Source organism: Arthrobacter phoenicis (genome assembly GCF_047238215.1).
GTDB lineage: Bacteria > Actinomycetota > Actinomycetes > Actinomycetales > Micrococcaceae > Arthrobacter.
On sequence record NZ_JBDFMK010000001.1, the window covers coordinates 720,843 to 746,367 of the forward strand.

Annotated in this window: 26 protein-coding genes and 1 riboswitch; of the genes, 10 read left to right on the plus strand and 16 right to left on the minus strand. The window is 68.1% G+C overall.

Annotated elements, in window-relative coordinates; translation table 11 throughout:
- Positions 1 to 58 precede the first annotated feature (58 nt).
- The 6 genes from ABC337_RS03210 to ABC337_RS03235 all read right to left on the minus strand — a co-directional run bounded on the left by ABC337_RS03210 (position 59) and on the right by ABC337_RS03235 (position 6,203).
- On the minus strand, positions 59 to 1,171 hold the full coding sequence (locus tag ABC337_RS03210; RefSeq protein WP_412882397.1) for a BMP family lipoprotein: 1,113 nt from the start codon (positions 1,169 to 1,171) through the stop codon (positions 59 to 61).
- A 332-nt stretch (positions 1,172 to 1,503) separates the two neighbouring features.
- Entirely contained in the window at positions 1,504 to 2,529 is a 1,026-nt protein-coding gene (locus ABC337_RS03215) for an NADP-dependent oxidoreductase (protein WP_412893204.1), read from the minus strand.
- Positions 2,526 to 2,957, minus strand: a complete 432-nt coding sequence (locus ABC337_RS03220) for an organic hydroperoxide resistance protein (RefSeq protein WP_412882395.1) — start codon at positions 2,955 to 2,957, stop codon at positions 2,526 to 2,528. Before ABC337_RS03220 ends, ABC337_RS03215 begins: the two co-directional genes overlap by 4 nt.
- A gap of 64 nt (positions 2,958 to 3,021) precedes the next feature.
- Positions 3,022 to 3,507 (minus strand): MarR family winged helix-turn-helix transcriptional regulator, encoded by a 486-nt coding sequence (locus ABC337_RS03225; protein WP_412882394.1) that lies wholly within the window; start codon positions 3,505 to 3,507, stop codon positions 3,022 to 3,024.
- Between the two features lie 202 nt (positions 3,508 to 3,709).
- On the minus strand, positions 3,710 to 4,918 hold the full coding sequence (locus ABC337_RS03230) for an amidohydrolase (protein ID WP_412882393.1): 1,209 nt from the start codon (positions 4,916 to 4,918) through the stop codon (positions 3,710 to 3,712).
- A gap of 130 nt (positions 4,919 to 5,048) precedes the next feature.
- Positions 5,049 to 6,203 (minus strand): mannose-1-phosphate guanylyltransferase, encoded by a 1,155-nt coding sequence (locus ABC337_RS03235; RefSeq protein WP_364136779.1) that lies wholly within the window; start codon positions 6,201 to 6,203, stop codon positions 5,049 to 5,051.
- Between the two features lie 257 nt (positions 6,204 to 6,460).
- Here ABC337_RS03235 and sdhC point away from each other — a divergent pair, with 257 nt between their 5' ends.
- The 5 genes from sdhC to ABC337_RS03260 all read left to right on the plus strand — a co-directional run bounded on the left by sdhC (position 6,461) and on the right by ABC337_RS03260 (position 10,932).
- A complete protein-coding gene (gene sdhC, locus ABC337_RS03240; protein WP_412882392.1) occupies positions 6,461 to 6,841 on the plus strand; it encodes a succinate dehydrogenase, cytochrome b556 subunit in 381 nt (126 codons plus the stop codon).
- A gap of 2 nt (positions 6,842 to 6,843) precedes the next feature.
- Positions 6,844 to 7,326: a succinate dehydrogenase hydrophobic membrane anchor subunit gene (locus tag ABC337_RS03245; RefSeq protein ID WP_412882391.1), complete on the plus strand. Its 483-nt coding sequence runs from the start codon at positions 6,844 to 6,846 to the stop codon at positions 7,324 to 7,326.
- Positions 7,327 to 7,443: 117 nt separating this feature from the next.
- Complete coding sequence (gene sdhA / locus ABC337_RS03250; RefSeq protein WP_412882390.1) at positions 7,444 to 9,243, plus strand: succinate dehydrogenase flavoprotein subunit; 1,800 nt, start codon at positions 7,444 to 7,446, stop codon at positions 9,241 to 9,243.
- Position 9,244: 1 nt separating this feature from the next.
- The gene (locus ABC337_RS03255) at positions 9,245 to 10,027 is read left to right on the plus strand and encodes a succinate dehydrogenase iron-sulfur subunit (RefSeq protein ID WP_290258846.1); all 783 of its coding nucleotides are present in this window, start codon (positions 9,245 to 9,247) and stop codon (positions 10,025 to 10,027) included.
- A gap of 134 nt (positions 10,028 to 10,161) precedes the next feature.
- The gene (locus tag ABC337_RS03260) at positions 10,162 to 10,932 is read left to right on the plus strand and encodes an alpha/beta hydrolase family protein (protein WP_412882389.1); all 771 of its coding nucleotides are present in this window, start codon (positions 10,162 to 10,164) and stop codon (positions 10,930 to 10,932) included.
- Here the strand turns inward: ABC337_RS03260 and ABC337_RS03265 are convergent.
- The 10 genes from ABC337_RS03265 to glyA all read right to left on the minus strand — a co-directional run bounded on the left by ABC337_RS03265 (position 10,889) and on the right by glyA (position 20,316).
- Positions 10,889 to 12,043 (minus strand): YihY/virulence factor BrkB family protein, encoded by a 1,155-nt coding sequence (locus ABC337_RS03265; protein WP_412882388.1) that lies wholly within the window; start codon positions 12,041 to 12,043, stop codon positions 10,889 to 10,891. The genes ABC337_RS03260 and ABC337_RS03265 overlap by 44 nt on opposite strands.
- The gene (locus tag ABC337_RS03270) at positions 11,988 to 12,557 is read right to left on the minus strand and encodes a 2'-5' RNA ligase family protein (RefSeq protein ID WP_412883227.1); all 570 of its coding nucleotides are present in this window, start codon (positions 12,555 to 12,557) and stop codon (positions 11,988 to 11,990) included. The genes ABC337_RS03265 and ABC337_RS03270 overlap by 56 nt, the downstream gene beginning before the upstream one ends.
- Positions 12,558 to 12,669: 112 nt before the next feature.
- Entirely contained in the window at positions 12,670 to 13,767 is a 1,098-nt protein-coding gene (gene trpS, locus ABC337_RS03275; protein ID WP_412882387.1) for a tryptophan--tRNA ligase, read from the minus strand.
- Positions 13,768 to 13,782: 15 nt separating this feature from the next.
- Positions 13,783 to 14,616, minus strand: coding sequence for an exodeoxyribonuclease III (locus tag ABC337_RS03280; protein ID WP_412882386.1), 834 nt, complete (start codon positions 14,614 to 14,616; stop codon positions 13,783 to 13,785).
- A gap of 10 nt (positions 14,617 to 14,626) precedes the next feature.
- Positions 14,627 to 15,196: a hypothetical protein gene (locus ABC337_RS03285; RefSeq protein ID WP_412882385.1), complete on the minus strand. Its 570-nt coding sequence runs from the start codon at positions 15,194 to 15,196 to the stop codon at positions 14,627 to 14,629.
- Between the two features lie 96 nt (positions 15,197 to 15,292).
- Positions 15,293 to 16,144 (minus strand): ABC transporter permease, encoded by an 852-nt coding sequence (locus tag ABC337_RS03290; RefSeq protein ID WP_412882384.1) that lies wholly within the window; start codon positions 16,142 to 16,144, stop codon positions 15,293 to 15,295.
- Entirely contained in the window at positions 16,141 to 16,965 is an 825-nt protein-coding gene (locus tag ABC337_RS03295; RefSeq protein WP_412882383.1) for an ABC transporter permease, read from the minus strand. The genes ABC337_RS03290 and ABC337_RS03295 overlap by 4 nt, the downstream gene beginning before the upstream one ends.
- A 10-nt stretch (positions 16,966 to 16,975) precedes the next feature.
- Positions 16,976 to 17,851: an ABC transporter ATP-binding protein gene (locus ABC337_RS03300; protein WP_290258869.1), complete on the minus strand. Its 876-nt coding sequence runs from the start codon at positions 17,849 to 17,851 to the stop codon at positions 16,976 to 16,978.
- 252 nt (positions 17,852 to 18,103) lie between these two features.
- Entirely contained in the window at positions 18,104 to 18,997 is an 894-nt protein-coding gene (locus ABC337_RS03305) for a bifunctional methylenetetrahydrofolate dehydrogenase/methenyltetrahydrofolate cyclohydrolase (RefSeq protein WP_412882382.1), read from the minus strand.
- A gap of 17 nt (positions 18,998 to 19,014) precedes the next feature.
- Positions 19,015 to 20,316, minus strand: coding sequence for a serine hydroxymethyltransferase (glyA, locus tag ABC337_RS03310; protein WP_364136760.1), 1,302 nt, complete (start codon positions 20,314 to 20,316; stop codon positions 19,015 to 19,017).
- A 123-nt stretch (positions 20,317 to 20,439) separates the two neighbouring features.
- A riboswitch (ZMP/ZTP riboswitch) is annotated at positions 20,440 to 20,525 on the minus strand.
- Positions 20,526 to 20,557: 32 nt separating this feature from the next.
- Between glyA and purU the strand changes: the two genes are divergently transcribed.
- The 5 genes from purU (at position 20,558) to mmsA (ending at position 25,507) form a co-directional block, all read left to right on the plus strand.
- On the plus strand, positions 20,558 to 21,418 hold the full coding sequence (gene purU, locus ABC337_RS03315) for a formyltetrahydrofolate deformylase (protein WP_412882381.1): 861 nt from the start codon (positions 20,558 to 20,560) through the stop codon (positions 21,416 to 21,418).
- Between the two features lie 54 nt (positions 21,419 to 21,472).
- Positions 21,473 to 21,916, plus strand: a complete 444-nt coding sequence (locus ABC337_RS03320; protein WP_412882380.1) for a methyltransferase domain-containing protein — start codon at positions 21,473 to 21,475, stop codon at positions 21,914 to 21,916.
- Between the two features lie 85 nt (positions 21,917 to 22,001).
- The gene (locus ABC337_RS03325) at positions 22,002 to 22,520 is read left to right on the plus strand and encodes a gamma carbonic anhydrase family protein (protein ID WP_412882379.1); all 519 of its coding nucleotides are present in this window, start codon (positions 22,002 to 22,004) and stop codon (positions 22,518 to 22,520) included.
- A 109-nt stretch (positions 22,521 to 22,629) separates the two neighbouring features.
- Entirely contained in the window at positions 22,630 to 23,820 is a 1,191-nt protein-coding gene (locus ABC337_RS03330; RefSeq protein ID WP_290258833.1) for an ROK family transcriptional regulator, read from the plus strand.
- A gap of 130 nt (positions 23,821 to 23,950) precedes the next feature.
- Positions 23,951 to 25,507, plus strand: coding sequence for a multiple monosaccharide ABC transporter ATP-binding protein (gene mmsA / locus ABC337_RS03335; protein WP_412882378.1), 1,557 nt, complete (start codon positions 23,951 to 23,953; stop codon positions 25,505 to 25,507).
- Positions 25,508 to 25,525 lie beyond the last annotated feature (18 nt).

Below are 25,525 nucleotides of genomic sequence, written 5' to 3' on the forward strand. Positions count from 1 at the left end.
ACGCGCTGCCCTTCGGCCGGGTGACGGCGGAAGGGCAGCGCGCCCCGCGGTGTGGTGCTTACTTGGTCGGGCTGGACTTCGACTCGACCTTGACGGTGCCGGAGATGATGTCCTTCTTCAGCTGGTCCAGCTCGCTCTTGAGGTCGGCCGGAACGGCGGAATCCAGGTCGTGGAACGGGGCCAGGGCCACGCCGCCGTTCTCCAGGGTGCCGATGTACGGGGCGGCGTCGAACTTGCCGTCTTTGTCGTCCTTGATGACGGATTCGACGGCGGTGGACATGGTCTTCTGCACGGAGGACAGGATCACGGACTTGTACTCGGCGGCGGTCAGGTAACCGTCGGAGTCAACCCAGATGAGCTTGGCGTCCTTGCCCTTGGACTTGGCGTCCAGAATGGCGCTGCCGGCGCCGCCGCCGACCGGGCCGGCGACGGGCAGGACGATGTCCGCGCCCTGGTCCAGGAAGCCCTGGGTCAGGACCTTGCCCTTGTCGACCTGCTTGAAGTCGCCGACGAAGGTGCCGTCCTGCTTGTCCTTGTCCCAGCCGAGGAGCTGGACGTTCTTGCTCTTCTTCTGGTTGTAGTACTTCACGCCGTCGGCGAAGCCGTCCATGAAGATGGTGACGGTGGGGATGTTGATGCCGCCGAAGGTGGCGACCTTGCCGGTCTTGGAGGTACCGGCGGCCAGGTAGCCGGCCAGGAACGCAGCCTGGGCCGTGTCGTAGACGATCGGCTTGACGTTCTTCGGGAAGGTCGGGTCGTTGTAGTCGATGATCGCGAAGTGGCTGTTCGGGTTGGCCGTCGCGATGGACTTGGTGGCGTCGCCGAGGAGGAAGCCGACGGTCACGGTGAGCTTGCAGCCCTGCTGGACCATGGAGCGCAGGTTCGGGTCGTAGTCCGTGTCAGCCTTGGACTGGACGTGCTTCTCGTTGATGCCGAGGTCCTTGGCGGCGTTCTGCAGGCCCTCGTAGCCGGACTGGTTGAACGACTTGTCGTCGAACCCGCCGGAGTCGGACACCATGCAGGCGGTGTAGTCGGACTTGGTGGCCGAGCCCGAGGCGGTGGACGAGGACGGGGCGGCACCGCAGCCGGTCAGCAGCAGGGCGGCCGCACCCGCGGTGGCGACGCCGGCCATGGAACCGCGCTTGAGAGTTGCGCGCAGTGAGTTCTTCAAAGTTCCTCCAGGAAGGGGTAGGCGCTACGACGGGGGTTCAATGAGTGTCCGCTTACGGTGTTGCTCCCGAAACACTGTTGTCACTGAGGCGTTCGCAGCACTGCGCCGAGGCGCACTGATGCCAGTTACTTTAGTGGCCTGCAACACGTCAAGTAACACAGTTCACAGCGGTTTCCCAGATCGTTGAGAAGTTGTTACCAACGCGCTCCCCTACCCTGCCCCGGCCCTTCCCTACCTTGCCCCCCGTGCGCAAAAAGGCCCCGGACGGTGAGTCCGGGGCCCTTTCGGAGCCGCGCGCGGTGCGCGGGGCGGTTGTCTGCTGAGTGGCCCGCTTAGATGCGGACGAGCATCTTGCCGGTGTTGGCGCCGTCGAGCAGGTCCATGAAGGCCTGCGGGGCGTTCTCCAGGCCGTCCACGATCGTCTCGTCGTAGCGGATGGTGCCGTCGGCGATCCAGCCGGAGACCTTCTCGACGAACTCGCCCATGTACTGCCAGTAGCCGCCCACCAGGAAGCCCTTGAGGGTCAGCTGCTTGCCGATGGCCAGCATCAGGTTCCGCGGGGCCGGCGTCGGCTCGGTGGAGTTGTACTGCGCGATGGCACCGCACATGGCGACGCGGCCGCCGACGTTCATCACCGAGAGCGCGGCTTCGAGGTGCTCGCCGCCGACGTTGTCGAAGTAAACGTCGATGCCCTTCTCCCCCGCGGCGTCCTTGAGCAGGTCGCGGACCGGGCCGTCGTGGTAGTTGAACGCGGCGTCGAAGCCGAGCTCGAGCAGACGGGCAACCTTCTCCGGGGTGCCGGCGCTGCCGATGACCCGGGAGGCGCCCATGGCCTTGGCGAGCTGGCCCACCAGGGAGCCGACGGCGCCGGCGGCACCGGAGACGAACACGGCGTCGCCGGGCTTGAAGTCGGCGACCTTCAGCAGGCCGGCGTAGGCGGTCAGGCCGGTCATGCCGAGGGCGCCGAGGAAGGCCGACGCCGGGGCGAGGTCCGTGCGGGCCGGCGAGGTGGCGCCGGCGTCCAGGACGGCGTATTCTCGCCAGCCGAGGCTGTGCACGACGGTGTCGCCGACCTTGCGGTCTTCGGAGCGGGAGGCGATGATCTCGCCGACGGCGCCGCCCTCCATGGCCGCGTCCAGGGCGAACGGCGCGGAGTAGGACTTCACGTCGTTCATCCGGCCGCGCATGTACGGGTCGACGGAGATGAAGAGGTTGCGGACGAGGACCTGGCCGTCCTGCAGCTCCGGCAGGGCCGACTCGGCCAGGCGGAAGTTCTCCGGCACGGGGCGGCCGTGCGGGCGGGAGGCCAGCTGGACCTCGCGGGTGCTGGTGGGAAGGGTGGTGTTCTCGGTGCTCATGCGGCGACCTCCATGATGGTGATGTCTACGGTGATGTTGCCACGGGTGGCGTTGGAGTAGGGGCAGACCTCGTGGGCCTTGGCCACGAGCGCCTCGGCGGTCTCGCGGTCGACGGCGGGCAGCGCGATCTCGAGTTCGGCGGCGATGCCGTAGCCGGCGCCGCCGTCCAGGGCGCCGAGGTGGATCTTCGCGGCGACGGCGGAATCGGTCAGGTCCGCCTTCTGCTGGCGGCCCACCAGGCGCAGGGCCGAGTGGAAGCAGGCAGCGTAGCCGGCGGCGAAGAGCTGTTCCGGGTTGGTGCCCTCGCCGCTGCCGCCCAGCTCCACCGGGCTGGCGAGCGTGACGTTGAGCTTGCCGTCGTTGGTCTGGGCGTTGCCGTCGCGGCCTTCACCGGAGGCGAGGGCCTCCGCCGTGTACAGGGGTTTCATGGGGATCCAATCTGTCGGGGTGGGGAAAGTCTTTGGTGTGGACCTGGGAACGGGCCGGACGCCGTCAGTGGCCGGGGTGCAAAGCCGCGGCCAGCCGGGTCAGGGTCTCGCGGAGCTGGTCCAGCTCCGCGGGGGACAGTCCGGCGGCGTCGGCGAGGCGCTGCGGAATCCCGGCGGCGCGGGCGCTCAGGGCGGCGCCGGCGTCGGTCAGGAAGACCTCGACCCGCCGCTCATCCTCGGCGGACCGGCGCCGTTCCACGAAGCCCAGTGCCTCGAGCCGCTTCAGCAGCGGGGACAGCGTGCCCGAGTCGAGGCCGAGCTCTTCGCCGAGGTCGCGGACGCTGCGCGGCTGGTTTTCCCAGAGCACCATCATGGCCAGATACTGCGGGTAGGTCAGGCCCAGCTCCTCCAGCATCGGCCGGTAGGCCGCCGTCGCGGCGCGGGATGCCGAGTACATGGCGAAGCACACCTGCCGATCGAGGCGGGGCGCCTCGAGGTGGGGCGCCTCGGGCCGGTTCACGGCGTCGGAAGTCTCTGCGGAAGTGGGCATGGTTCCACCGTACGGGCATTTTCAATTGTGCGCAACTCAGTTGTGCACAACCTAATACGCCAGGGCCGGAGCTGCCCCGCGGAATTTCCCCGCATTCGACGTCGTCGTGCGGCGTGTCCGGAGGATCCGACGGCGCCTCGCGGCGCCGGGGAGGCGAAGGTGGGGAATTCCGGCGGGGAAGTCAGACGGTGAGGCGGAGGCGCTACTGCTGCCCGAGGTCCCGGAGGGTGCGCAGGGCCGCGGCGGTGAGAACCCGGATGCCCAGGCCCAGGGCGCGCTCGTCCAGGATGTAGTCGCCGCGGTGCAGGTCGTATTCCTCGCCCCCGGGGGTCTTGGTGCCGAGCCGCATCATGGCCCCGGGCAGGTCGGCCAGGAACCAGGCGAAGTCCTCCCCGCCCATGGACTGCGGGGTGAGCACCACGGAGCTCTCGCCGATCTCGGCGCGGGCGGAGGCTTCGATCAGGGCCGTCTCGTGCTCGGAGTTGACCACGGGCGGGACGCCGCGGGTGTGCTCGAGGTGGACGTCGACGCCGTAGGGTGCGGCGATCTGCTGGACCACCTCGTCGAGGATCCGGCCGGCGCTGTGCCAGGCGTCCCGGTCCAGGCAGCGCATGGTGCCGGCCATGTAGCCGCTGGCCGGGATGGCGTTCGGGGCCGCGCCGGCGGAGATGTGGCCCCACACCACCGAGACGCCACTGCGAACGTCAACCCGGCGGGACAGGACGGCGGGCACGTTGATGGCGATCTGGGCGAGGGCGAAGACCAGTTCCTCGGTCAGGTGCGGGCGGGAGGTGTGGCCGCCGCGGCCGGAGAGTTCGATCTTGATGGTGTCCGAGGCTGAGGTGATGGCGCCGATGCGGGTGCCGATCTTGCCCACCTCGATCCGCGGGTCACAGTGCAGGGCCAGGATCCGCGGCACGCCCTCCAGGACGCCCTGTTCGATGCAGGCGTGGGCGCCGCCGGGCATGGTTTCCTCGGCCGGCTGGAAGATGATCCGGACCGTCCCGCCGAGCGGGGAGGCTTCGTGCATGCGCTGCAGGACCAGGGCGATGCCGAGCATGGTGGTGGTGTGCACGTCGTGGCCGCACGCATGGGTGACCCCGTGGTTCTTGGAGGCGAACTCCAGCCCGGTTTCCTCGATGATCGGCAGCGCGTCGATGTCACCGCGCAGCGCGGTGGCGATGGGCCCCTCCCCCACGTCCACGGTCAGGCCTGTGCCTTCCAGGCGCCGAGGCTTCAGCCCGGCGGCTTCCAGCCGGCTGGCGAGCTTGTCCGTGGTACGGAATTCCTTATAGGACAGCTCGGGGTGCGCGTGCAGGTCACGGCGGAAGTCGATCAGTTCCGGCAGGAGGGGCTCCAGCCAGGGTTCCACGCGGGTGGTGGGCTCGGCCTCGGTAGTGTAATTGCGCACCCAATCACTGTAGCCACAGTCCAAGAAATAGCGGCATCCCGGACGGCGCATTACGCACCGCCGCCCGGGTACCCATCGGGTCCCGGGCGGCAGTGAAAGCGCAGGTCAGCGGCGTTTAAGCGCGGCTTGGCTAGAGGACGTCCGTGTCGCCGCTGGCCTTGAGGGCGTCGACGGCGGCCTTGACCCGCTGCGAGTGGGCCTTGGTGGTGACCAGCAGGGCGTCCGGGGTGTCCACGATCACGACGTCCTTGATGCCGATCAGGGCGATGACGCGCTTGGTGTCGGTGACCACCACGCCGCTGGCGTTTTCGGTGAAGACCCGGGCGCCGGCGCCGATCACGGTGACCTCGTCGACCTCCTTGGCACTGTTGAGCCGGCCCACAGAGGCGAAGTCCCCGACGTCGTCCCAACGGAAGGTGCCGGGCACGACGGCGACGTCCCCGGCCTCGGCGGCGGGCTCGGCCACGGCGTAATCGATGGCGATCTTGGGCAGCGTGGGCCACACCCGGGCGGTGACCTCGTCACGCAGCGGGGTGTCCCAGGCCTTGGCAATCTCCTGCAGGCCGGCGAACAGCTCCGGCTGGTTGGCCTCGAGGTGCTTGAGCATCAGGGACACGGGCGCGACGAACATGCCGGCGTTCCAGACGTACTCTCCGCTGTCCACGTACTGCTGGGCAACGTCCTCGCTGGGCTTCTCCACGAACTCCACCACCGTGTGGGCGCTGGGGGCGTTCGGGACGCTCAGCTGCTCGCCGGCGCGGATGTAGCCGAACCCGGTGGACGGGTGCGTCGGCTTGATGCCGATGGTGACGATCTTGCCGTAGGCGGCGGTGTAAATGGCCTCCCGGACGGCCTCCTGGAACAGCTCGTCGGGGCTGATGACCTGGTCCGCGGCGAAGGAGCCCATGATGGTATCCGGATCGCGTTCGTAGAGGATGGCGGCCGCCAGGCCGATCGCGGCGCCGGAGTCCTTCGGCTCGCTCTCCAGCACCAGGTCGGCGTCGTGGATCTCGGGCAGCTGGCGGCAGACGGCCTCGCGGTGGGCGTTGCCGGTGACGACCAGCATCCGGCTGCCGGCCAGCGGCTCCAGGCGGTCATAGGTGGCGCGCAACAAGGTGCTGCCGGACCCGGTGAGGTCGTGCAGGAACTTGGGTGCGGCGGCGCGGGACAGCGGCCAGAGACGCGTCCCGACACCCCCGGCCGGGATCACCGCGATGAAACGGTCCAGGGGCGAGTCCGCGGCAGCATCATGCGGCTCGAGGCCGGTCACATTATCAGTAGTCATCACGGCCACTCTAACTGACACCCGCTCCACAGCCCCGGATCAAGGACCTCAAAATGGCCCTGAATGCCAGCGAATGTGGCGTTCGTCTCAAAACCGGGCAAAAACCGCGGAAGGTCCCCTCGGTACCGCCGCCCTGAATTGAATAAGCTGACAGCGAAGCCTAGATTTAGGCTTGAGCTTACGAGTGCTCTCGCAGCAGGCGTTCCCCCCGCGTGGATCCCATGCCAGCGCCGCTGTGTTGCAGGGAGGTTTATTCAGTGCCGACAAAACCAGCTGGCACCTTGTACCGCGGCCGTGAAGGCATGTGGTCCTGGGTTGGACACCGCGTTACCGGTGTAGTGATCTTTTTCTTCTTGTTGGTCCACGTGCTGGACACGTCGTTGGTGCGTGTGTCCCCGGAGGCGTACACCGCCGTGATCGGCGCTTACAAGAACCCCCTCATGGCCCTGGGTGAAACGGGCCTCGTCGCGGCGATCGTGTTCCACGCCTTCAACGGCCTGCGGATCATCGCCGTCGACTTCTGGAAGAAGGGCGCCAAGTACCAGCGCCAGATGCTGTGGACGGTCCTGGCCCTCTGGGTCATCGTCATGGTCGGCTTCTCCATCCGCCACCTGTCCCTCGCCCTCGGAGGTCACTAGCCATGAGTGCAACGCAGATCCAGAGCCCGCGCTCCGGCAAGGTCGGCGCGGGCCGCGTCGCCCCGAAGTACAACCGCAACGGTTCCTCGAAGGGCAACTTCGAGATGCTGGCATGGCTGTTCATGCGGCTCTCCGGCGTCGTCCTGGTGGTCCTCATCTTCGGCCACCTGTTCGTGAACCTGATGGTCGGCGAAGGCATCCACGCGATCGACTTCGGCTTCGTCGCCGGCAAGTGGGCCGACCCGTTCTGGCAGGTCTGGGACCTGGCGATGCTGTGGCTGGCCATGCTGCACGGCAGCAACGGTGTCCGCACCATCATCAACGACTACGCCGAGAAGGACGCCACGCGCCTGTGGCTGAAGATCGTGCTGTACGCGGCCGCCGCGGCGATCGTCATCCTCGGCACCCTGGTGATCTTCACCTTCAACCCCTGCCCCGTGGTCGACGGCGTGCAGCTGCCCGGCGGGTTCTGCCCCACCCCGTAGCCGCCCCGGTCCCCGGCCGCTGAGTCCCGCCTGCCCGTCGGGCAGGAACAGTGCGCCCCACCGTCCTGGTCTCGCCGGCGGTGTTCACAGCGAATTTTGAGAGAAAGAGCATCTGGTATGCAGGTCCATAAGTACGACGTCGTCATCGTCGGCGCCGGTGGCGCGGGCATGCGCGCAGCGATCGAATCCGGTCAGCGCGCCCGAACAGCGGTACTGACCAAGCTTTACCCCACGCGCTCCCACACCGGCGCGGCACAGGGCGGCATGTGCGCCGCCCTGGCCAACGTCGAGGAAGACAACTGGGAATGGCACACCTTCGACACCATCAAGGGTGGCGACTACCTGGTTGACCAGGACGCCGCCGAGGTCATGGCGAAGGAAGCTATTGACGCCGTCCTGGACCTCGAGAAGATGGGCCTGCCGTTCAACCGCACGCCCGAGGGCCGGATCGACCAGCGCCGCTTCGGCGGCCACACCCGCGACCACGGCAAGGCCCCGGTCCGCCGCGCCTGCTACGCCGCCGACCGCACCGGCCACATGATCCTCCAGACCCTCTACCAAAACTGCGTCAAGCACAACGTTGAGTTCTACAACGAGTACTACGTGCTGGACCTGCTGACGGTCGAGGAAGATGCGGTCCGCGAGGACGGCACCCCGTACAAGCAGAAGCGCGTTGCCGGCGTCGTGTCCTACGACCTGGCCTCCGGCGAACTGCACGTCTTCCAGGCCAAGTCGGTCGTGTTCGCCTCCGGCGGCGCCGGCAAGGTCTTCAAGACCACCTCCAACGCCCACACCCTTACCGGTGACGGCATGGGCATCGCGTTCCGCCGCGGCATCCCCCTGGAGGACATGGAGTTCTTCCAGTTCCACCCGACAGGCCTGGCCGGCCTGGGCATCCTGCTCTCCGAGGCCGCCCGCGGCGAGGGCGCGATTCTGCGCAACTCCGAAGGTGAGCGCTTCATGGAGCGCTACGCCCCCACCATCAAGGACCTCGCACCGCGTGACATCGTGGCCCGGTCGATGGCGAACGAGGTCCGCGAGGGCCGCGGCTGCGGCCCGAACAAGGACTACGTCCTCCTGGACCTGACGCACCTGGAACCGGCGCACATCGACGCCAAGCTCCCGGACATCACCGAGTTCGCCCGCACCTACCTGGGCGTCGAGCCGTACACCGAGCCGGTCCCGGTCTTCCCGACCGCGCACTACGCCATGGGCGGCATCCCCACGAACATCAGCGCCGAGGTCCTGCAGGACAACGACACGATCATCCCGGGCCTCTACGCCGCCGGTGAGGTCGCCTGCGTCTCCGTCCACGGCTCCAACCGCCTGGGCACCAACTCGCTGCTGGACATCAACGTCTTCGGCAAGCGCGCTGGCGTCGCCGCCGCCGAGTACGCCAAGACCGCCGACTTCGTGGAACTGCCCGCGGATCCGGAGGCCTACACGCTGAACCTCCTGGAGCACGTCCGCACCGCCAATGGCACCGAAAAGGTGGCCCAGATCCGCAAGGAACTGCAGGACACCATGGACGCCAACATGCAGGTGTTCCGCACCGCCGACACGCTGAACCAGGTCCTGAAGGACATCGCGTCCTTCGAGGAGCGCTACCAGCGGATCAACGTCCAGGACAAGGGCAAGCGCTTCAACCTCGACCTGCTCGAGGCCGTGGAGCTGGGCTTCCTGCTGGAGCTGGCCAAGGTCATGACCGTGGCGGCCCTGCACCGCGAGGAATCCCGCGGCGGACACTTCCGCGAGGACTTCCCCGAGCGCGACGACGAAAAATTCATGAAGCACTCCATGGCGTACAAGGATGAGCACGCTCCGGCGGACGGTTCCGCCGAGGCGATCGCCGGCATCCGGCTGGCTACCAAACCGGTGGTCTTCACGCGCTACGAGCCGATGGTGAGGAAGTACTAAGATGACCGCTGAACTCGCTGAGCCAGCCTCCAAGATCGAACTGCCCGCCGGCGTCGGCGGCGGCGGGGAAATCCCGTCCTTCGACGTGACGCTGCGCGTGCGCCGCTACAACCCCGAGGTCTCCGAGGAGGCCACCTGGGATGACTTCCAGGTCACCATGTACGGCACCGACCGCGTGCTGGACGCCCTGCACAAGATCAAGTGGGAGCAGGACGGCAGCGTCTCCTTCCGCCGGTCCTGCGCGCACGGCGTCTGCGGCTCCGATGCCATGCGCATCAACGGCCGCAACCGCCTGGCCTGCAAGACCCTGCTCAAGGACCTGGACACCACCAAGCCCATCACGGTCGAGCCGATCAAGGGCCTGCCGGTCGAAAAGGACCTGATCGTGGACATGGAGCCGTTCTTCCAGTCCTTCCGCGAGGTCATGCCGTTCCTGATCAACCGCGGCCATGAGCCCACCAAGGAACGCCTGCAGTCCGCCGAGGACCGTGAGCGGTTCGACGACACCACCAAGTGCATCCTGTGCGCCGCGTGCACCTCGTCCTGCCCGGTGTTCTGGACCGACGGCCAGTACTTCGGCCCGGCCGCGATCGTCAACGCGCACCGCTTCATCTTCGACTCCCGCGACGATGCCGGCGACATGCGCCTGGAGATCCTCAACGACAAGGAAGGCGTGTGGCGCTGCCGCACCACCTTCAACTGCACCGAGGCATGCCCCCGCGGCATCCAGGTCACGCAGGCCATCGCTGAGGTCAAGCAGGCCATCCTGTCCCGCAAGGTCTAAGCACCGCTGAGCCCTCGCGGGCACAGCAGCACCACGACGACGGCGCCTTCCACCTTTGGGTGGGGGCGCCGTCGTCGTTTTCCCGCCCCCTCCCCCTCCCCCTCCCCCTCAACTGTCTCCGTCGAAAGGCCCCCGTGTCCCGCTCCGAAAAAGTCACCTTCGAAGGTTCCACCGGCGAACTGCTCTCCGGGGTCATCGACCTGCCCGAGGGGCCGGTGAAGGGCTGGGGCGTGTTCTCGCACGGCTTCACCCTGGGCAAGGACAGCCCGGCCGCCTCCCGGATGTGCAAGGCGCTGGCGGACAACGGGGTGGGCATGCTGCGCTTCGACAACCTGGGCCTGGGCGGCTCCGCGGGCGAATGGTCGGCCGGGTCCTTCAGTCACAAGGTGGCGGACACGGTCCGGGCGGCGGAGTTCATGCGTGCCTCCGGGCGGCCGGTGTCGTTGCTGGTGGGCCACTCGTTCGGCGGCGCCGCCGTGCTCGCGGCTGCCCACAGCATCCCGGAACTGGATGCGGTGGCGACGGTGGGAGCGCCGTTCTCACCCAAGCACGTGGCCCACGTCTTCGACGCGGCCCTGGACCGGATCCTCAGCGAGGGCAGCGCCGAGGTGGACCTGGGCGGCAAGCGGGTGGAGATCCGCCGGCACTTCGTGGAGGACCTGGAGAACGCGGACCTCACCGACTGCATCCACCGGCTGCACAAGCCGCTGATGGTGCTGCACTCCCCCACGGACAGCACGGTGGGCATCGAGAACGCCAGCAGCATCTTCCAGACCGCGCGGCACCCGCGGAACTTCGTCTCCCTGGAGGGCTCGGACCACCTGCTCACCGGGAAGGGTCAGGCGGCACGGGCGGCGAAAATTATTTCGGCGTGGGCCGATCAATACCTCGACGCCGGAAACTAGCCGGCGCCCGCCGCGGGCGGACGCGCGGCTCGGCGGGGGTCCGCCCGGGCTGGACCTGGCGGGCACCCCAGCCGAGGGTCTTATCCGCCGGGCCGGCGGACCGGTCTGATTCGCGCACCGCGGACCAGGAGGCAGAGACCAGGTAGACCTGGCTGACCAGGTTGAACCAGACCAGCAGCCCGATGATGATGGCGAACGGGGCCAGGATCGGGTTGCGGCCCGAGCTGGCCAGCAGCTGGGTGCTGAAGAACTGCAGCACCGTGGTGCCGGCGGCGGCCATGATGGTGCCCTCCAGCAGCGCCCGCCGGGACAGCCGCACCCCGGCCGCCACCCGGAACATGATCAGGGCGGTCCCCCAGGCCAGCAGCAGGGGCACCACGATGGTCACCGACGTGGTCAGCGGACCGGCCAGCAGCGGGTCCAGGTGCAGCAGGCCGGCCACCCAGTCGGCGGCGGTGCCGAACACCAAGGAGGCGCCCGCGCTGACCACCAGGGCGGCGCCGAGCAGCAGCAGGGTTCCGGCGTCGCGCAGGATCTGCAGCACGGGCAGGATGGGCCGTGGGCCCAGTTGCATCATGCCGCGGACGCCGTCGCGGACCCCACTGATCCAGCCGAGCGCGGTGAACACGGTGACGGCGGCGGCGATGAGGGCGGTCCAGCCGAGGTTGGACGGGTTGAGCAACTGGTGCGGGTCCACCAGGCCCGGGCCGCCGTTGACCTTGAGCAGGCCGGGGGCGGCGCCTGCGACGCTGCGGATGATCTGTTCCAGCAGGGCGGGCTGGCCGTTGAGGATCAGCCCGGCGAGGGAGAATCCGGTGGCCAGCAGGCCGGTGATGGAGAAGAACATCCGGAAGCCGATACCAGCGCTCAGGAGCGGACCGCGCTGGAGGTTGTAGTGCATGAACGCCCGCTGCGGACGGAAGGTGTTGATCTTCGCGAACAGCAGCGGCAATCCCGCCAGGACGTTGCCACCGGAGCGGCGTGCCTTGACCCAGTCCATCCGCTTGTGGATGACCTCCAAGCGCAGCCCGGGCAGGTCCGTGGGTGCGGGTGGGCTAGCGGGGGCCTTCTGGGGCGCCTTCGCCTCGGTGGTGGTCACGTTCGCTGCCAAAGTCCAGTTCTTCCCGTAGCTGCCAGATGCCGTTGTCATCGTGCTCGTAAAGACCCATGCTAGCCACCGGGAAGCTTGCCCTGTAATCCTTCAGCGCCGTTTCGGCCTCATCGAGGCTTTCCGGGGCGACGTCGTGGGCCACCGTGACGTGCGGGTGGTAGGCGAAGGGCAGCTCGCGCTCCAGCGGGCCGCGCTGCAGCTGCCGGTGCAGGTTCACGCACTCGCCGAAACCCTCCTCCACCTTCAGGAACACCACCGGGGAGACGGGCCGGAAGGATCCGGTACCGGCAATCGTGACCGTGAAGGGCTCCTGCCGGCCGGCGACCTCGCGGACGTGCCGCCGGGTGGCCTCCCAGTCCCGGGTAGTGGTGGTGGTGACCAGCGTGATGTGGGCGGGCACCGTGGCGGCCAGCGGGTCCCCGAAGGAGGCCCGCCAGCGCCGCAGCTCCTCGGCGATCCTGGGCGGGAAGCCCAGGATCACACCGATGCTGATGCCGTCCTCCGAAGCGTGCATATCCTGTCCCGCGGGCGCGGCCGCCGAGGGGGCGGTGCCGCCGGTGTCCCGGGACAGACCCGTGGACGTGCCGGTTTCGCTCGCGGTGACGTTGCTGGCGGAGGACATTGCCCTAGATGTCTCCCCGTGCCCCGGCGTACGGCAGGAAGCCTACCTTGGCGTACACGTCCTTGAGGGTGGCCGACGCGGCTTCCCGGGCCTTGTCCGCGCCGACCGCCAGGAGGCGGTCCAGCTCGGCCGGGTCGGCCAGGAGTTCGTTGGCGCGGTCCCGGATCGGGCTCAGGTGTGCCGTCACCACCTCCGCCAGGTCGACCTTGAGGTGGCCGTACATCTTGCCCTCGTAGGCCTCGGTGAGCTGCTCGATGGTCTGGCCGGTGATGGCCGAGTAGATGGTCAGCAGGTTGGAGACGCCCGGCTTGTTCTCCCGGTCGAAGCGGATCTCAGTCCCGGTGTCGGTCACCGCGGACTTGATCCGCTTGGCGATCAGCTTCGGCTCGTCCAGCAGGTTGATCAGGCCGGCCGGGGACTCCGCCGACTTGGACATCTTCGCCGTCGGGTTCTGCAGGTCGTAGATCTTCGCTGTCCCCTTCTGGATGAAGGGCTGGGGCACCGTGAAGGTCTCGCCGAAGCGGGAGTTGAAGCGCTGGGCGAGGTCGCGGCTGAGCTCGACGTGCTGGCGCTGGTCCTCACCGACGGGGACGCCGTGCGGGTTGTACAGCAGGATGTCGGCCGCCTGCAGGATCGGGTAGGTGAACAGGCCCACGCTGGCCTGGTCGGAGCCCTGCTTGAGCGCCTTGTCCTTGAACTGGGTCATCCGGGAGGCCTCGCCGAAGCCGGTGATGCAATTCAGCACCCAGGCCAGCTGCGCGTGCTCGGGAACCTGGGACTGGACGAACAGGGTGCACTTGTCGACGTCGACGCCGCCGGCGATGTACTGGGCGGCGGTCACCCGGGTGCGCTTCGCCAGCTCGGCCGGGTCCTGCGGAACGGTGATGGCGTGCAGGTCCGGGATGAAGAAGACGGCGTCGTATTCGTCCTGCATCCGGACCCAGTTCACCAAGGCGCCGAGGTAGTTGCCCAGGTGCAGGGAGTCGGCGGAGGGCTGCATTCCCGAGAGGATGCGCTGGCGGGTGCCGGGGGCGGCCGCCGGTGCGGCGTCGGTGGAGGGGGTGGCGTCGGGGATCAGCGACGCGGTGGCGGGAGAGGTCATGGGGAAAGCCTTGAACTAGAGCCGGTAGTCCACTACCAGCGGGGCGTGGTCGGAGAAGCGGGTATCCCAGGACGGCGCCCGGTCAACGACGGCCTGCACCGCTGCGGCGGCGAGGGCGGGGGTGGCGAGGTGGTAGTCAATCCGCCAGCCCGTGTCGTTGTCGAAGGCCTGTCCCCTTTGCGACCACCAAGTGTAGGGGCCGTTGACGGTACCCGCCAGGCCCCTGTGAACATCCTTCCAGCCGATCTCCTCGCCCATGAAGCGGTCGAAATAGGCACGCTCCTCGGGCAGGAAGCCGGCACGTTTGACGTTGCCCTTCCAGTTCTTGATGTCCAGCTCCGTGTGGCCCACGTTCAGGTCCCCCACCACCAGGGCGTGGTCGCTGTGCTTGGACAGTTCCGGCAGCCGGGTCAGCATGAGGTCCAGGAAGCGGAACTTGTCGTCCTGCTTCGGGGTCCCGGCCTCGCCGGAGTGGACGTAGGCGCTGACCACGGTCAGCGTGGCGGGGTTCCCGGCGGCGTCGCGGACCATGTAGTCCGCCTCCACCCAGCGGCCCGCGGTAGCGAAGTAGTCCTCGCCGATGTGTCCCCGGGTGGCCGTCGGCTCGGTACGGGAGGCAATGGCGACGCCGGCGCGGCCCTTCGCCTCGGCTTCGGCGTGCAGGATGTGCCAGTCGTCGCCGAGCAGGTCACGGACCACAGCGTCGGGCGCGCGGACCTCCTGCAGGCAGAGGATGTCCACCTCGCGCGCCGCCAGCCATTCCGCCATGCCCTTTTTGTAGGCGGCGCGAAGGCCGTTGACGTTGACCGTTGCGATGCGAAGGTGGTCCTTCTCCAATGCCGAGCTCACCCGATCCACTCTAGTCGATGATGGTTCCGCTCACCGGCTCGTCGGAACCGCCGCCGGACTTGATCATGTCCCGGGCGTTGGTGGCGGTGATTTCGATCGTCTCGAGGGCACGGCGGATGGTGTCCTGGTCCGACGCCTCGCCCTTGGCCCGTTCCTGCTCGACGACGCGGACCTGCACCTGGACGATCTTGAAGGAGTGGTCCAGCTTCATGTCGCGGACCTCATCGGCCTCCCGGCGCTCCCCGACGACGCGGGTGCCGCCGTGGTCGGCGCTGCCGGCCGACGGCGCCCGGCCCACGGCGGAGTTGAAGGCGTTCTGCGCCTCGTTAATCTTGGCCCCGGCGCGCTTGGCGGCCCTCTGGATGCTGAAGACCACGAAGGAGGCCAGCGCCAGCCAGAAGAAGGCGATGACGGCGACAACCCACCCCACGACGTCGTTCTGGTTCGCCGCGAAGATCACGGCCACCAGGAAGGCGATGATGAACACCGTCATGCCGAGGCCGCCGATGCGGAACATCGGGTTCTTGCCGGCGGCGGCGAACGGGGACGTGGTGGAGGAAGGGTTGCCGAGGGATCGCATGGGTCCATTATCGCAAACGGCGCGCACCGCCAGCGGCGCTTCCACCCCCGGCGAACGGGCCGCCGTCGTCCGGGCCTGCTGCCGCTGCCGGGGCCCCTACTTCAGGAACAGCCGGCGCAGCCGACTGGTGGTGAGGGCGACGCCGAGCACGATCATCACCAGGTAGTAGCCGATGTGGAGCAGCGTGAAGGCGTCGAAGGCGCCCACGCTGATCTGGCGGAGCAGCTCCACCCCGTGCCAGAGCGGCATGGCCTGGATCAGCAGCTGGATGGGTCCCGGGTAGACGCTAAGCGGATAGAAGGTGGCGCTGAAGAGGAACATCGGCAGCATGATGAAGTTGATCCAGTCCATCTGCTGGAAGGTCTTCATGAAGCTGGTGATGCCCATGCCGAAGCTGGCGAAGCCGAACGCGATCAGCACCGAGGCCGGGATCATCAGGATGGCCCACGGGGTGGTGATCAGCCCCATCACGCCCATCACCGCGGTAAACCCGGTGGCGTACATGAGGCCGCGGAGCAGGGCCAGGAAGATCTCCCCCATGGCGACGTCGATCGGCCCCAGCGAGGTGTAGAGCATCCCCTGGTAGAGCTTGGCGAAGTTCATCTTGAAGAAGACGTTCCAGGTGGAGTCGTACACGGCGCCGTTCATGGCCGAGACCGCCAGCAGCGCCGGGGCGATGTAGGCGGCGTAGGAGATCTCCTGGCCGCCAGGACCCTGCACGGAGCCGACGATCGCGCCGAGGCCCACACCCATCGAGATCAGGTACAGCACGGGTTCGAAGAAGCCCGAGAGCATCACCATCCAATTGCTGCTCTTGGTGGCCATCAGCCCGCGGGCGACGACGGCGCGCACGTTGCGCGAGTACAGCGGGCCGAAGCGGCGGGCGCGGGCTGCGTCGGTGACGCTGGGGGCGCCGTCGTGCTGTCCGGCGGTGGCGAGCGTGCTCATGCACCCATCCTTTTCGCGAACTGGCGCCGGGTCAGGACCCAGCCGAGGACCGTGAGGCCGGCGAGGACAATCAGGTGGACGGCGCTTAGCCAGGCCGGCTCGGGGTAGCCATAGCTGACCACCCGGCCCAGCTCCGTGCCATGCCAGATCGGGGAGATCCAGCCGACCCAGCGCACGCCCAGCGGCAGGGTGTCCAGCGGGAAGAAGGTGCCGGAGAACAGGAACAGCGGCATGACGATGAAGCGCATCACCATGGCGAACTGGCCCTTGTCCTCCTTGATCCGGGCCGCATACGCCATCAGGGGCAGGCCGAAGGCGAGGCCGGCCAGGGTGGCGATGAAGATCGAGACCCAGCCCCAGCCGCTGGGTGAGGCGCCGAACAAGGTCACCACACCGAAGTAGATCGCGGATTGCAGCACGAACCTGACCGTCACGGCGATGATCTGTCCGGCGGCGATCTGCTCCGGAGTCAGCGGGGAGGCGTGCGGGCCGTAGTAGACCCGGCGCCACTTGAACCCGTCCATCACCGGGAAGGTGAACTCGTTCGCGGCCGTCATCACGGCGGCGGAGATCAGCAGCGCGGGGGCGATGAAGGTCAGGTAGCTGACGCCGCCGAAGGCCGCCGCGGAGTTCGAGTCCACCAGCGTTGCCAGCCCCACGCCCATGGCGAAGAGGTACGCGACGGGCTGGCCCACGCCGTACATCACGATGGTCCAGCCGTAGCCCTTCATCACCCGCAGGACCTGTTCGGCGTAGTAGAACGCACCCCAGCGGCGGGCCCTTGCCGCGGAGACCTGCGGCGCGTGGGCGCGCCCGGTCACGGTCGCGTCCCTAGTCAACGAGGCTCCGGCCGGTCAGGCGCAGGAAGACGTCCTCCAGCGAGGAGCGGCGCACCAGCGAGGTGACGGGGCGGAGGCCCCGGGCGGAGACCTCTTCCAGGGCGGCCTCGCCGTCGTTGGCGTAGATCAGGACGCGGTCCGGGAGGGTTTCGACCCGTTCGCCGATGCCTTCCAGTTCCGCCCCGACCGTGGCGTTGCGGGCGGAGCCGAAGCGCAGCTCGAGCACCTCGCGGGTGGAGTATTCGCGGATCAGGCTGGCCGGGGAGCCCTCGGCCATAATCCGGCCCTTGTCCACCACGATCAGCCGGTCGCAGAGCTGCTCCGCCTCGTCCATGTAGTGGGTGGTGAGGATCAGGGTGACGCCCTGTTCCTTGAGCCGGAACAGCCGGTCCCAAAGGATGTGGCGGGCCTGCGGGTCCAGGCCGGTGGTGGGCTCGTCCAGCAGCAGGATCTTCGGTTCGTTGATCAGGGAGCGGGCGATCGTGAGGCGCCGCTTCATGCCGCCGGAGAGCGCATCCACCTTCGCCTTGGCCTTGTCAGTCAGCTGCGCGAATTCGAGCAGCTCGTCGGCTTTGGGTTTGAGGTAGCTCATCGGCAGGCCGAAGTAGCGGCCGTAGACCAGGAGGTTGTCCCGGACCTTGAGTTCCTCGTCCAGGTTGTCCTGCTGCGGGACCACGCCCAGGTGCGCGCGGACCTCAGGGCCGTGCTGCTCCGGGTCCAGGCCCATGATGGTCAGGGAGCCGGAGGTGCGCTGGGAGACGCCGCCGATCATCCGCATGGTGGTGGACTTGCCGGCGCCGTTCGGGCCCAGCAGGCCGAAGGCCTCGCCGGCGGGCACGCGGAAGCTGATCCCGTCCACGGCAGTCATGTCGCCGTAGCTCTTGGTCAGGTTCTCTGCGGTGATGACGTACTGGGCGGGGCCGGATCCGGCGGCGCTTTCCACGGGCGATTCTTTTGCGGCGAGTTCAGGCACCCGAAACACGCTAGTCCATCCGGGCAAACCATGAAAGAGTCTTTTCGTAAATTCTTCGGACTTTTCAGGCCGGGATACCCAACTGACTCGCAGCTGAGGCCGTTATGGGTGCTGAAAACGGCCTGAGCTGCGAGTCAGTTGCGATGGTTAGCCCTGGAGCTGACGTTCGGCGGTCTCGACCACGTTGGCCAGCAGCATGGCGCGGGTCATCGGGCCCACTCCCCCGGGGTTCGGGGAGATCCAGGCGGCGACGCCGGCCGCGGCGGGCTCCACGTCCCCGGTCACCACGGCCTTGCCGTTGCCGTCGTCCACGCGGCTGACGCCCACGTCCAGCACGATCGCGCCGGGCTTGAGGTCCGCGGCCTTGATCATGTGCGGCTGGCCGGCGGCGGCGATGACGACGTCGGCCTGCCGGATTTCGGCCGGCAGGTCCACGGTGCCGGTGTGCGCCAGGATGACCGTGGCGTTGACGTCCTTGCGGGTCAGCAGCAGTCCCACGGGCCGGCCGATGGTGACACCGCGGCCCACCACCAGGACGCGCTTGCCCTTGAGCTCGATCCCGTGCCGGGTCAGCAGCTCAATGCAGCCCTTGGGCGTGCAGGGCAGCGGGGAGGTCATCGGGCCGGACACGTTGGCCACCAGGCGGCCAAGGTTCATCGGGTGCAGGCCGTCGGCGTCCTTGTCCGGGTCCATCGCTTCGAGGATGACGTCCTGGTCGATGTGCTTTGGCAGCGGCAGCTGGACGATGTACCCCGTGCACTCCGGGTTCTCGTTCAGCTCCCGGACCACGGCCAGCAGTTCCTCCTGGGTGGTCTCCTCGGACAGGTCGCGGCGGATCGAGGTGATGCCCACCTCGGCGCAGTCCTTGTGCTTGCCGCCGACGTACCAGGTGCTGCCCGGGTCGGAGCCGACGAGGATGGTGCCCAGGCCGGGGACAACACCGCGGGCCTTGAGGGCGGCGACGCGTTCGGTCAGTTCGGCCTTGATGGCGGCCGCGGTCGCCTTGCCGTCGAGGATGCGGGCGGTGTGGGTTTCGGTCATGTCGTTGGTCAACCGGATCACCACTGCTCGTGCTGCGGGTACAGCGGGAAGTCGGCGGCGAGCTTGTCCACGCGGGACTGGAGGGCCTCGACGTCGGCGCCGGTGCCTGCCTTGAGGGCGGTGGCGATGATGTCGGCGACCTCGGTGAACTCCTCGGCGCCGAAGCCGCGGGTGGCCAGGGCCGGGGTGCCGATGCGCAGGCCGGAGGTGACCATGGGCGGGCGCGGGTCGAACGGGACGGCGTTGCGGTTCACGGTGATGCCCACGGAGTGCAGCAGATCCTCGGCCTGCTGGCCGTCCAGCTGGGAGTTGCGCAGGTCCACCAGGACCAGGTGCACGTCGGTGCCGCCGGTGAGGACCGAGACGCCGGCCTCGGCGACGTCGGCCGCGTTCAGCCGGTCGGCGATGATCCGGGCGCCCTCGAGGACGCGCTCCTGGCGTTCCTTGAACTCCTCGCCCGCCGCGATCTTGAACGCCACGGCCTTGGCCGCGATGACGTGCATGAGCGGGCCGCCCTGCTGGCCGGGGAAGACGTTGGAGTTGATCTTCTTGGCCCACTCCTGCTTGGCCAGGATCACGCCGGACCGGGGGCCGGCGAGGGTCTTGTGCACGGTGGAGGTGACGACGTCGGAGTGCGGCACCGGGCTCGGGTGCAGTCCGGCGGCCACCAGGCCGGCGAAGTGCGCCATGTCGGTCCAGAGCAGGGCCCCGACCTCGTCGGCGATCGAGCGGAAGGCGGCGAAGTCGAGGTGACGCGGGTAGGCCGACCAGCCGGCGATGATGACCTGGGGCTTCTCGGCGAGCGCCTGCTCGCGGAGCTTGTCCATGTCCACCCGGAAGGTGTCTTCCTCGACCTGGTAGGCCGCGACGTCGTAGAGCTTGCCGGAGAAGTTCAGCTTCATGCCGTGGGTGAGGTGTCCGCCGTGGGCGAGGGATAGGCCCATGATCTTGTCGCCGGGGGTGATCATCGCGGAGAGGGCGGCGGCGTTGGCCTGCGCGCCGGAGTGCGGCTGGACGTTGGCGAATTCGGCGCCGAAGAGGGCCTTGACCCGGTCGATCGCGAGCTGCTCGGCGACGTCGACGTATTCGCAGCCGCCGTAGTAGCGGCGGCCCGGGTAACCCTCGGCGTACTTGTTGGTCAGCACGGAGCCCTGGGCTTCCATGACGGCGCGGGGGGCGAAGTTTTCGGAGGCGATCATTTCCAGGGTGCCGCGCTGGCGGCCGAGCTCCTGGTCCAGGACGGCGGCGATCTCGGGATCGAGTTCAGCGAGGGGCTGGTTGCTTACGGCTGCTGAAGAAAGGCGAAGGGAAGTAGTCACGAAGAACTCCTGGCTTGGCAACGGTCACTGCTGTGAGGTCAGGTTACCGGCTGGTCCGCGCCGGCGCCCCTAGATGACGGGGCCGCGGGAGGGCAGCGCGGGGCTGCCAACCGGAAAAACATGACCCTCGGCCCAGGCGTACGATCCGTGGTCTGCGTGCGTGCCGCTCCCTGGTGGTAAGCCACCCAACGCCAGTTGCGACAGGTTAAGCCTATCCCAGCCGCGGGTAGGCTGTTCTATCGTGACTGACGACCAGCTGACTGCCTCCTATATCCTCACCCTCTCCTGCCCGGACCGGCCCGGCATCGTGCACGCGGTGGCCGGCGCCCTGCTGGTGGCGGGCTGCAATATTACGGACTCGCAGCAGTACGGCAGCGAGGGGACGGGCACCTTCTTCATGCGGGTGGAGGCGACGACGGCGGCCCCCGAGTCGGAGCTGCTCGCCGCGCTGGAGCCGGTGGCGCAGGCCTTCGGCATGCAGTGGAACCTGAACCCGGCCGGCCGGAAGCTCCGCACCCTGCTGATGGCCAGCACCTCGGCGCACTGCCTTAACGACCTGCTGTTCCTGCAGCGCTCCGGGACCCTGCCGATCGAAATTCCCGCGATCGTCTCCAACCACCGCGACCTCGCCGGCCTCGCCGAGTTCTACGGCATTCCCTTCCACTACATCCCCGTCACGAAGGACACCAAGGCCCAGGCCGAGGACGCCCTCCGCGCCCTGATGGCCGAGCACGACGTCGAACTGACCGTCCTGGCCCGCTACATGCAGATCCTCTCGGACGAGCTCTGCACCGAGCTGACCGGCAAGGCGATCAACATCCATCACTCGTTCCTGCCCTCCTTCAAGGGCGCCAAGCCGTACCACCAGGCGCACGCCCGCGGCGTGAAGCTGATCGGCGCCACCGCGCACTACGTCACCGCCGCACTGGACGAGGGCCCGATCATCGAGCAGGAGGTCATCCGCGTGGACCACCGGCGCACCGCCGAGCAGTTCGTGCAGATGGGCCGCGATGTCGAGGGCCGCACCCTGGCCCAGGCCGTGCAGTGGCACGCCGAGCACCGGGTGCTGCTGGACGGGAACCGGACGGTCGTCTTCAGCTAGTCGTAACGTGGAAGGCTCTTGCTGCGCGCGCGGCCGGGGCCCTTTACTGGAGCCATGACCACACCCATGACCGGGCCCTGGACCATGGACGACGGGGCGCAGCGGCTGGACGACTTCGTGGCCCTGCTCAAGGAGGAGGGCCGGCACGCCGTGCTGGGCCTGGACTGCGGCACGGGCGCCGAGGGCCTCGCTTTCGTCCGCGCCGGGCTCCACTTCACCGGCGTGGACGCCTCCGAGGAGAACATCCACGCCGCCCGCGCCCACGGCCTCTCCGCCTCGGTGGCAACCGCCGCCGCCCTGCCGTTCGCGGATGCCGCCTTCCCGGCCGTCTGGGCCCTCGACGCCCTGGCCGGACTCGACGCCGAGGCGGCCGACGACGCGGCCCGCGAGCTCCGGCGCGTAGCCGCCCCCGGGGCACCGATCGCCGTCGTCCTCCCGCAGGCCGGCCCGGACGCCGGCCCCGGACCCGGACCCGGCTTCACGATCCTCCGCGCCTGATCCCTGCCGCCCGACGCTCCCTCACGTCCGGCGCGAACCCGCCCGACGCTCCCGCAGGTCCGGCCGCTGTCCTAGGCTGGGGTCCATGACTCCCGTTTACGCTTTCGCCGGCGATACCCCGGCCGTCCACGACTCCGCCTTCGTTGCCCCGAGCGCCTCGATTATCGGCAACGCCAGCCTCGCCGAGTACTCCAGCGCCTTCTACGGCGTCACGGTCCGCGCGGACACCGCCGCCATCAGGGTCGGCGCCGGCAGCAACCTGCAGGACAACGTGGTGCTGCATGCGGACCCGGACTTCCCCTGCACGGTGGGCGCCGGCGTCAGCATCGGCCACGGCGCCGTGGTGCACGGCTGCACGGTCGAGGACGACTGCCTCATCGGCATGGGCGCCACCGTCCTCAACGGCGCCGTGATCGGCACCGGCTCGCTCGTGGCGGCAGGCGCCGTCGTGCTCGAGGGCACGGTCATCCCGCCCCGCTCGCTGGTGGCGGGCGTGCCCGCCAAGGTGCGCCGGGAACTCACGGAGGAGGAGTTCGACGGCGTCCGCCACAACGCCGCGCACTACCGGGAGCTCGCCCGGGCGCACCGGGAGCTGCACGGCTGATCCGTGCGCTGATCCGTGAGCCGGTTCGTGGGCTGATCCCGGGGCGGGGCGCGCCGCCGCTTGCGTTAACTTCTTGACTACAAACCCCTGATGGTGCACGCTTCTTTGCATGCCCTCACCAACGCGCTCAACGAGGAGCCGCACGAAAAACCCCGGGTCGCAGTCCGCGCTCCGCCATTTGAACCAGCAACGGATCATCGAATGCCTGCTCGCGGGCCCGTCCACGCAGGCTGAACTGGCCCGGCAGACCGGACTTTCCACGGCCACGGTCTCCAACATCGTCAAGATCATGCAGGACGCCGGGCTCGCCTCCACGGAACCGACCACCAGCTCCGGCCGCCGGGCCCTGAACGTCCGGCTCAACAGCCAGGGTGCCGTGGCGGTGGGCATCGACTTCGGTCGCCGGCACCTGCGCGTGGTGCTGGCCTCACTGAGCTATCACGTTTTGGCCGAGGAGGCGGTGCTCCTGCCGCTGGGCCACCACGCTGAGGACGGCATCGCCGCCGCCGTCGCCGTCCTTGACCGGCTGCTCGATACCAGCGGCGTCGAACGCAGCGCCCTGGTGGGTGCCGGCGTCGGCATCCCCGGCCCCATCGACCGCCGCTCCGGGACCGTTGCGCAGGGCGCCATCCTCCCCGAATGGGTCGGCATCAACATCCTGGAACGGCTCGAGGAAGCCCTTGATCTGCCGATTTTCGTGGACAACGACGCCAATCTCGGCGCCCTGTCCGAGGTGACGTGGGGACCGCACAGCGGCACCAGCAACCTGCTCTTCCTCAAGATCGGCTCGGGCATCGGCGCGGGCCTGATCATCAACGGGATGCCCTACTACGGCAACGTCGGCATCACCGGCGAAATCGGCCATGCCACCATCCACGAACACGGCCTGGTTTGCCGCTGCGGCAACCGCGGCTGCCTGGAAACCGTCGCCTCCACCACCACCATGCTGGAGCTGCTCAGCCGCGGCGACGACCGACCCATGACCAGCGAGGACATCGTCCGCAAGGCCCTCGCCAAGGACTCCGCCACCCTGCGGGTTGTGGACGACGCCGGCCTCGCCGCCGGGCGTGCGCTGGGCAACGTGGCGAATCTGATCAACCCCGAAGTGATCGTCGTCGGTGGGCCGCTGGCGGGCCTCGGCGAGCTCCTGCTGGACCCCATCCGGCGGGGCCTGATCCGGCACGCCGTGCCCGTGATCGGCGAGACAACCACCCTCACCATGTCCTCCCTGGGCGACCGCGCCGAGGCCCTCGGGGCCACCGCACTGGTCTTCCAGCAGGCCGGAATCCGGCGCAACTAGCTCCACCGTTATCCGTCCGTTGCGTTAAAGACTTGACGACAACGACGTGATCCAGTTTACTTTTCCATCAGACGGCCCTGCGGTTTGCAGGGGCGGACAACGAAGTCATGCATTGGAGGCGTAAGGGCAGATGACGTCCCTCGACACGCACAGCGATCCCGTAATTCTCGAGATGCGCTCCATCACCAAAGAGTTCCCCGGCGTTAAAGCTTTGGCCGAGGTGAACCTGCGGGTGAAGGCCGGCGAAATCCACGCCATCTGCGGTGAAAACGGCGCCGGCAAATCCACCCTGATGAAGGTCCTTTCGGGCGTTTACCCCCACGGCAGCTACACCGGCGACATCGTCTACCAGAACGAAGTCCAGGAGTTCAAGGACATCCGGGCCAGCGAGCACGCCGGCATCGTGATCATCCACCAGGAACTGGCGCTGATCCCCGAACTGTCCATCATGGAAAACATCTTCCTGGGCAACGAACCCACCAAGCGCGGCGTGATCGACTGGGCCGAGGCCCGGCTCCGCTCCACCGAACTGCTCGCCCGCGTGGGCCTGCGCGAGGACCCGGACACCCCGGTCAAGGAGATCGGCGTCGGCAAGCAGCAGCTGGTCGAGATCGCCAAGGCGCTGAACAAGAAGGTCAAGCTCCTCATCCTCGACGAGCCCACCGCAGCCCTGAACGAGTCCGACTCCCAGCACCTGCTGGACCTGATCCTGGGCCTCAAGGGCCGCGGCATCACCTCGATCATCATTTCCCACAAGCTGAACGAGATCGAGCAGATCGCGGACTCCATCACCATCATCCGTGACGGCAAGTCCATCGAGACCCTCGATGTGAAGGCCGACGGCGTCGACGAGGACCGCATCATCAAGGGCATGGTGGGCCGCACCCTGGAGTCCCGCTTCCCGGACCACACCCCGAACATCGGCGAGACCTTCTTCGAGGTCAAGAACTGGACCGTCGGCCACCCGCAGATCCAGGACCGCCTGGTCTGCAAGAACTCCAGCTTCTTCGTCCGCCGCGGCGAGATCGTCGGGTTCGCCGGGCTGATGGGTGCCGGCCGCACCGAGCTGGCCCGCTCCCTCTTCGGCCGCTCCTACGGCCGTTTCATCTCCGGCCACATCTACAAGGACGGCAAGGAAATCCAGCTCAAGACGGTCAAGGCGGCCATCAACGCCGGCCTGGGCTACGTCACCGAGGACCGCAAGTCCCTCGGCCTGAACCTGCTCGACGACATCAAGGCCACCACCGTCTCGGCGGCGCTGAAGAAGATCAGCAAGCACAACGTGGTCGACGCCGACGAGGAGTTCACCGTCGCGGAGCAGTACCGCAAGTCGCTGCGCACCAAGACCCCGTCGGTGGAGGAAGGCGTCGCGAAGCTCTCCGGCGGCAACCAGCAGAAGGTCGTCCTGGCCAAGTGGATGTTCACCGACCCGGACCTGCTGATCCTCGATGAGCCCACCCGCGGCATCGACGTCGGCGCCAAGTACGAGATCTACGGCATCATCCAGCAGCTGGCCAACCAGGGCAAGGGCGTGATCGTCATTTCCTCGGAACTGCCGGAATTGCTGGGCCTCTCCGACCGCATCTACACCATCTTCGAAGGCGCCATCACCGGCGTGCTGACTAAAGAGGAAGCCAGCCAGGAAAGCCTGATGAAGCTGATGACCTCCGCCCGCAAGACTGCCTGACCCCGGGCGATCCAGAAC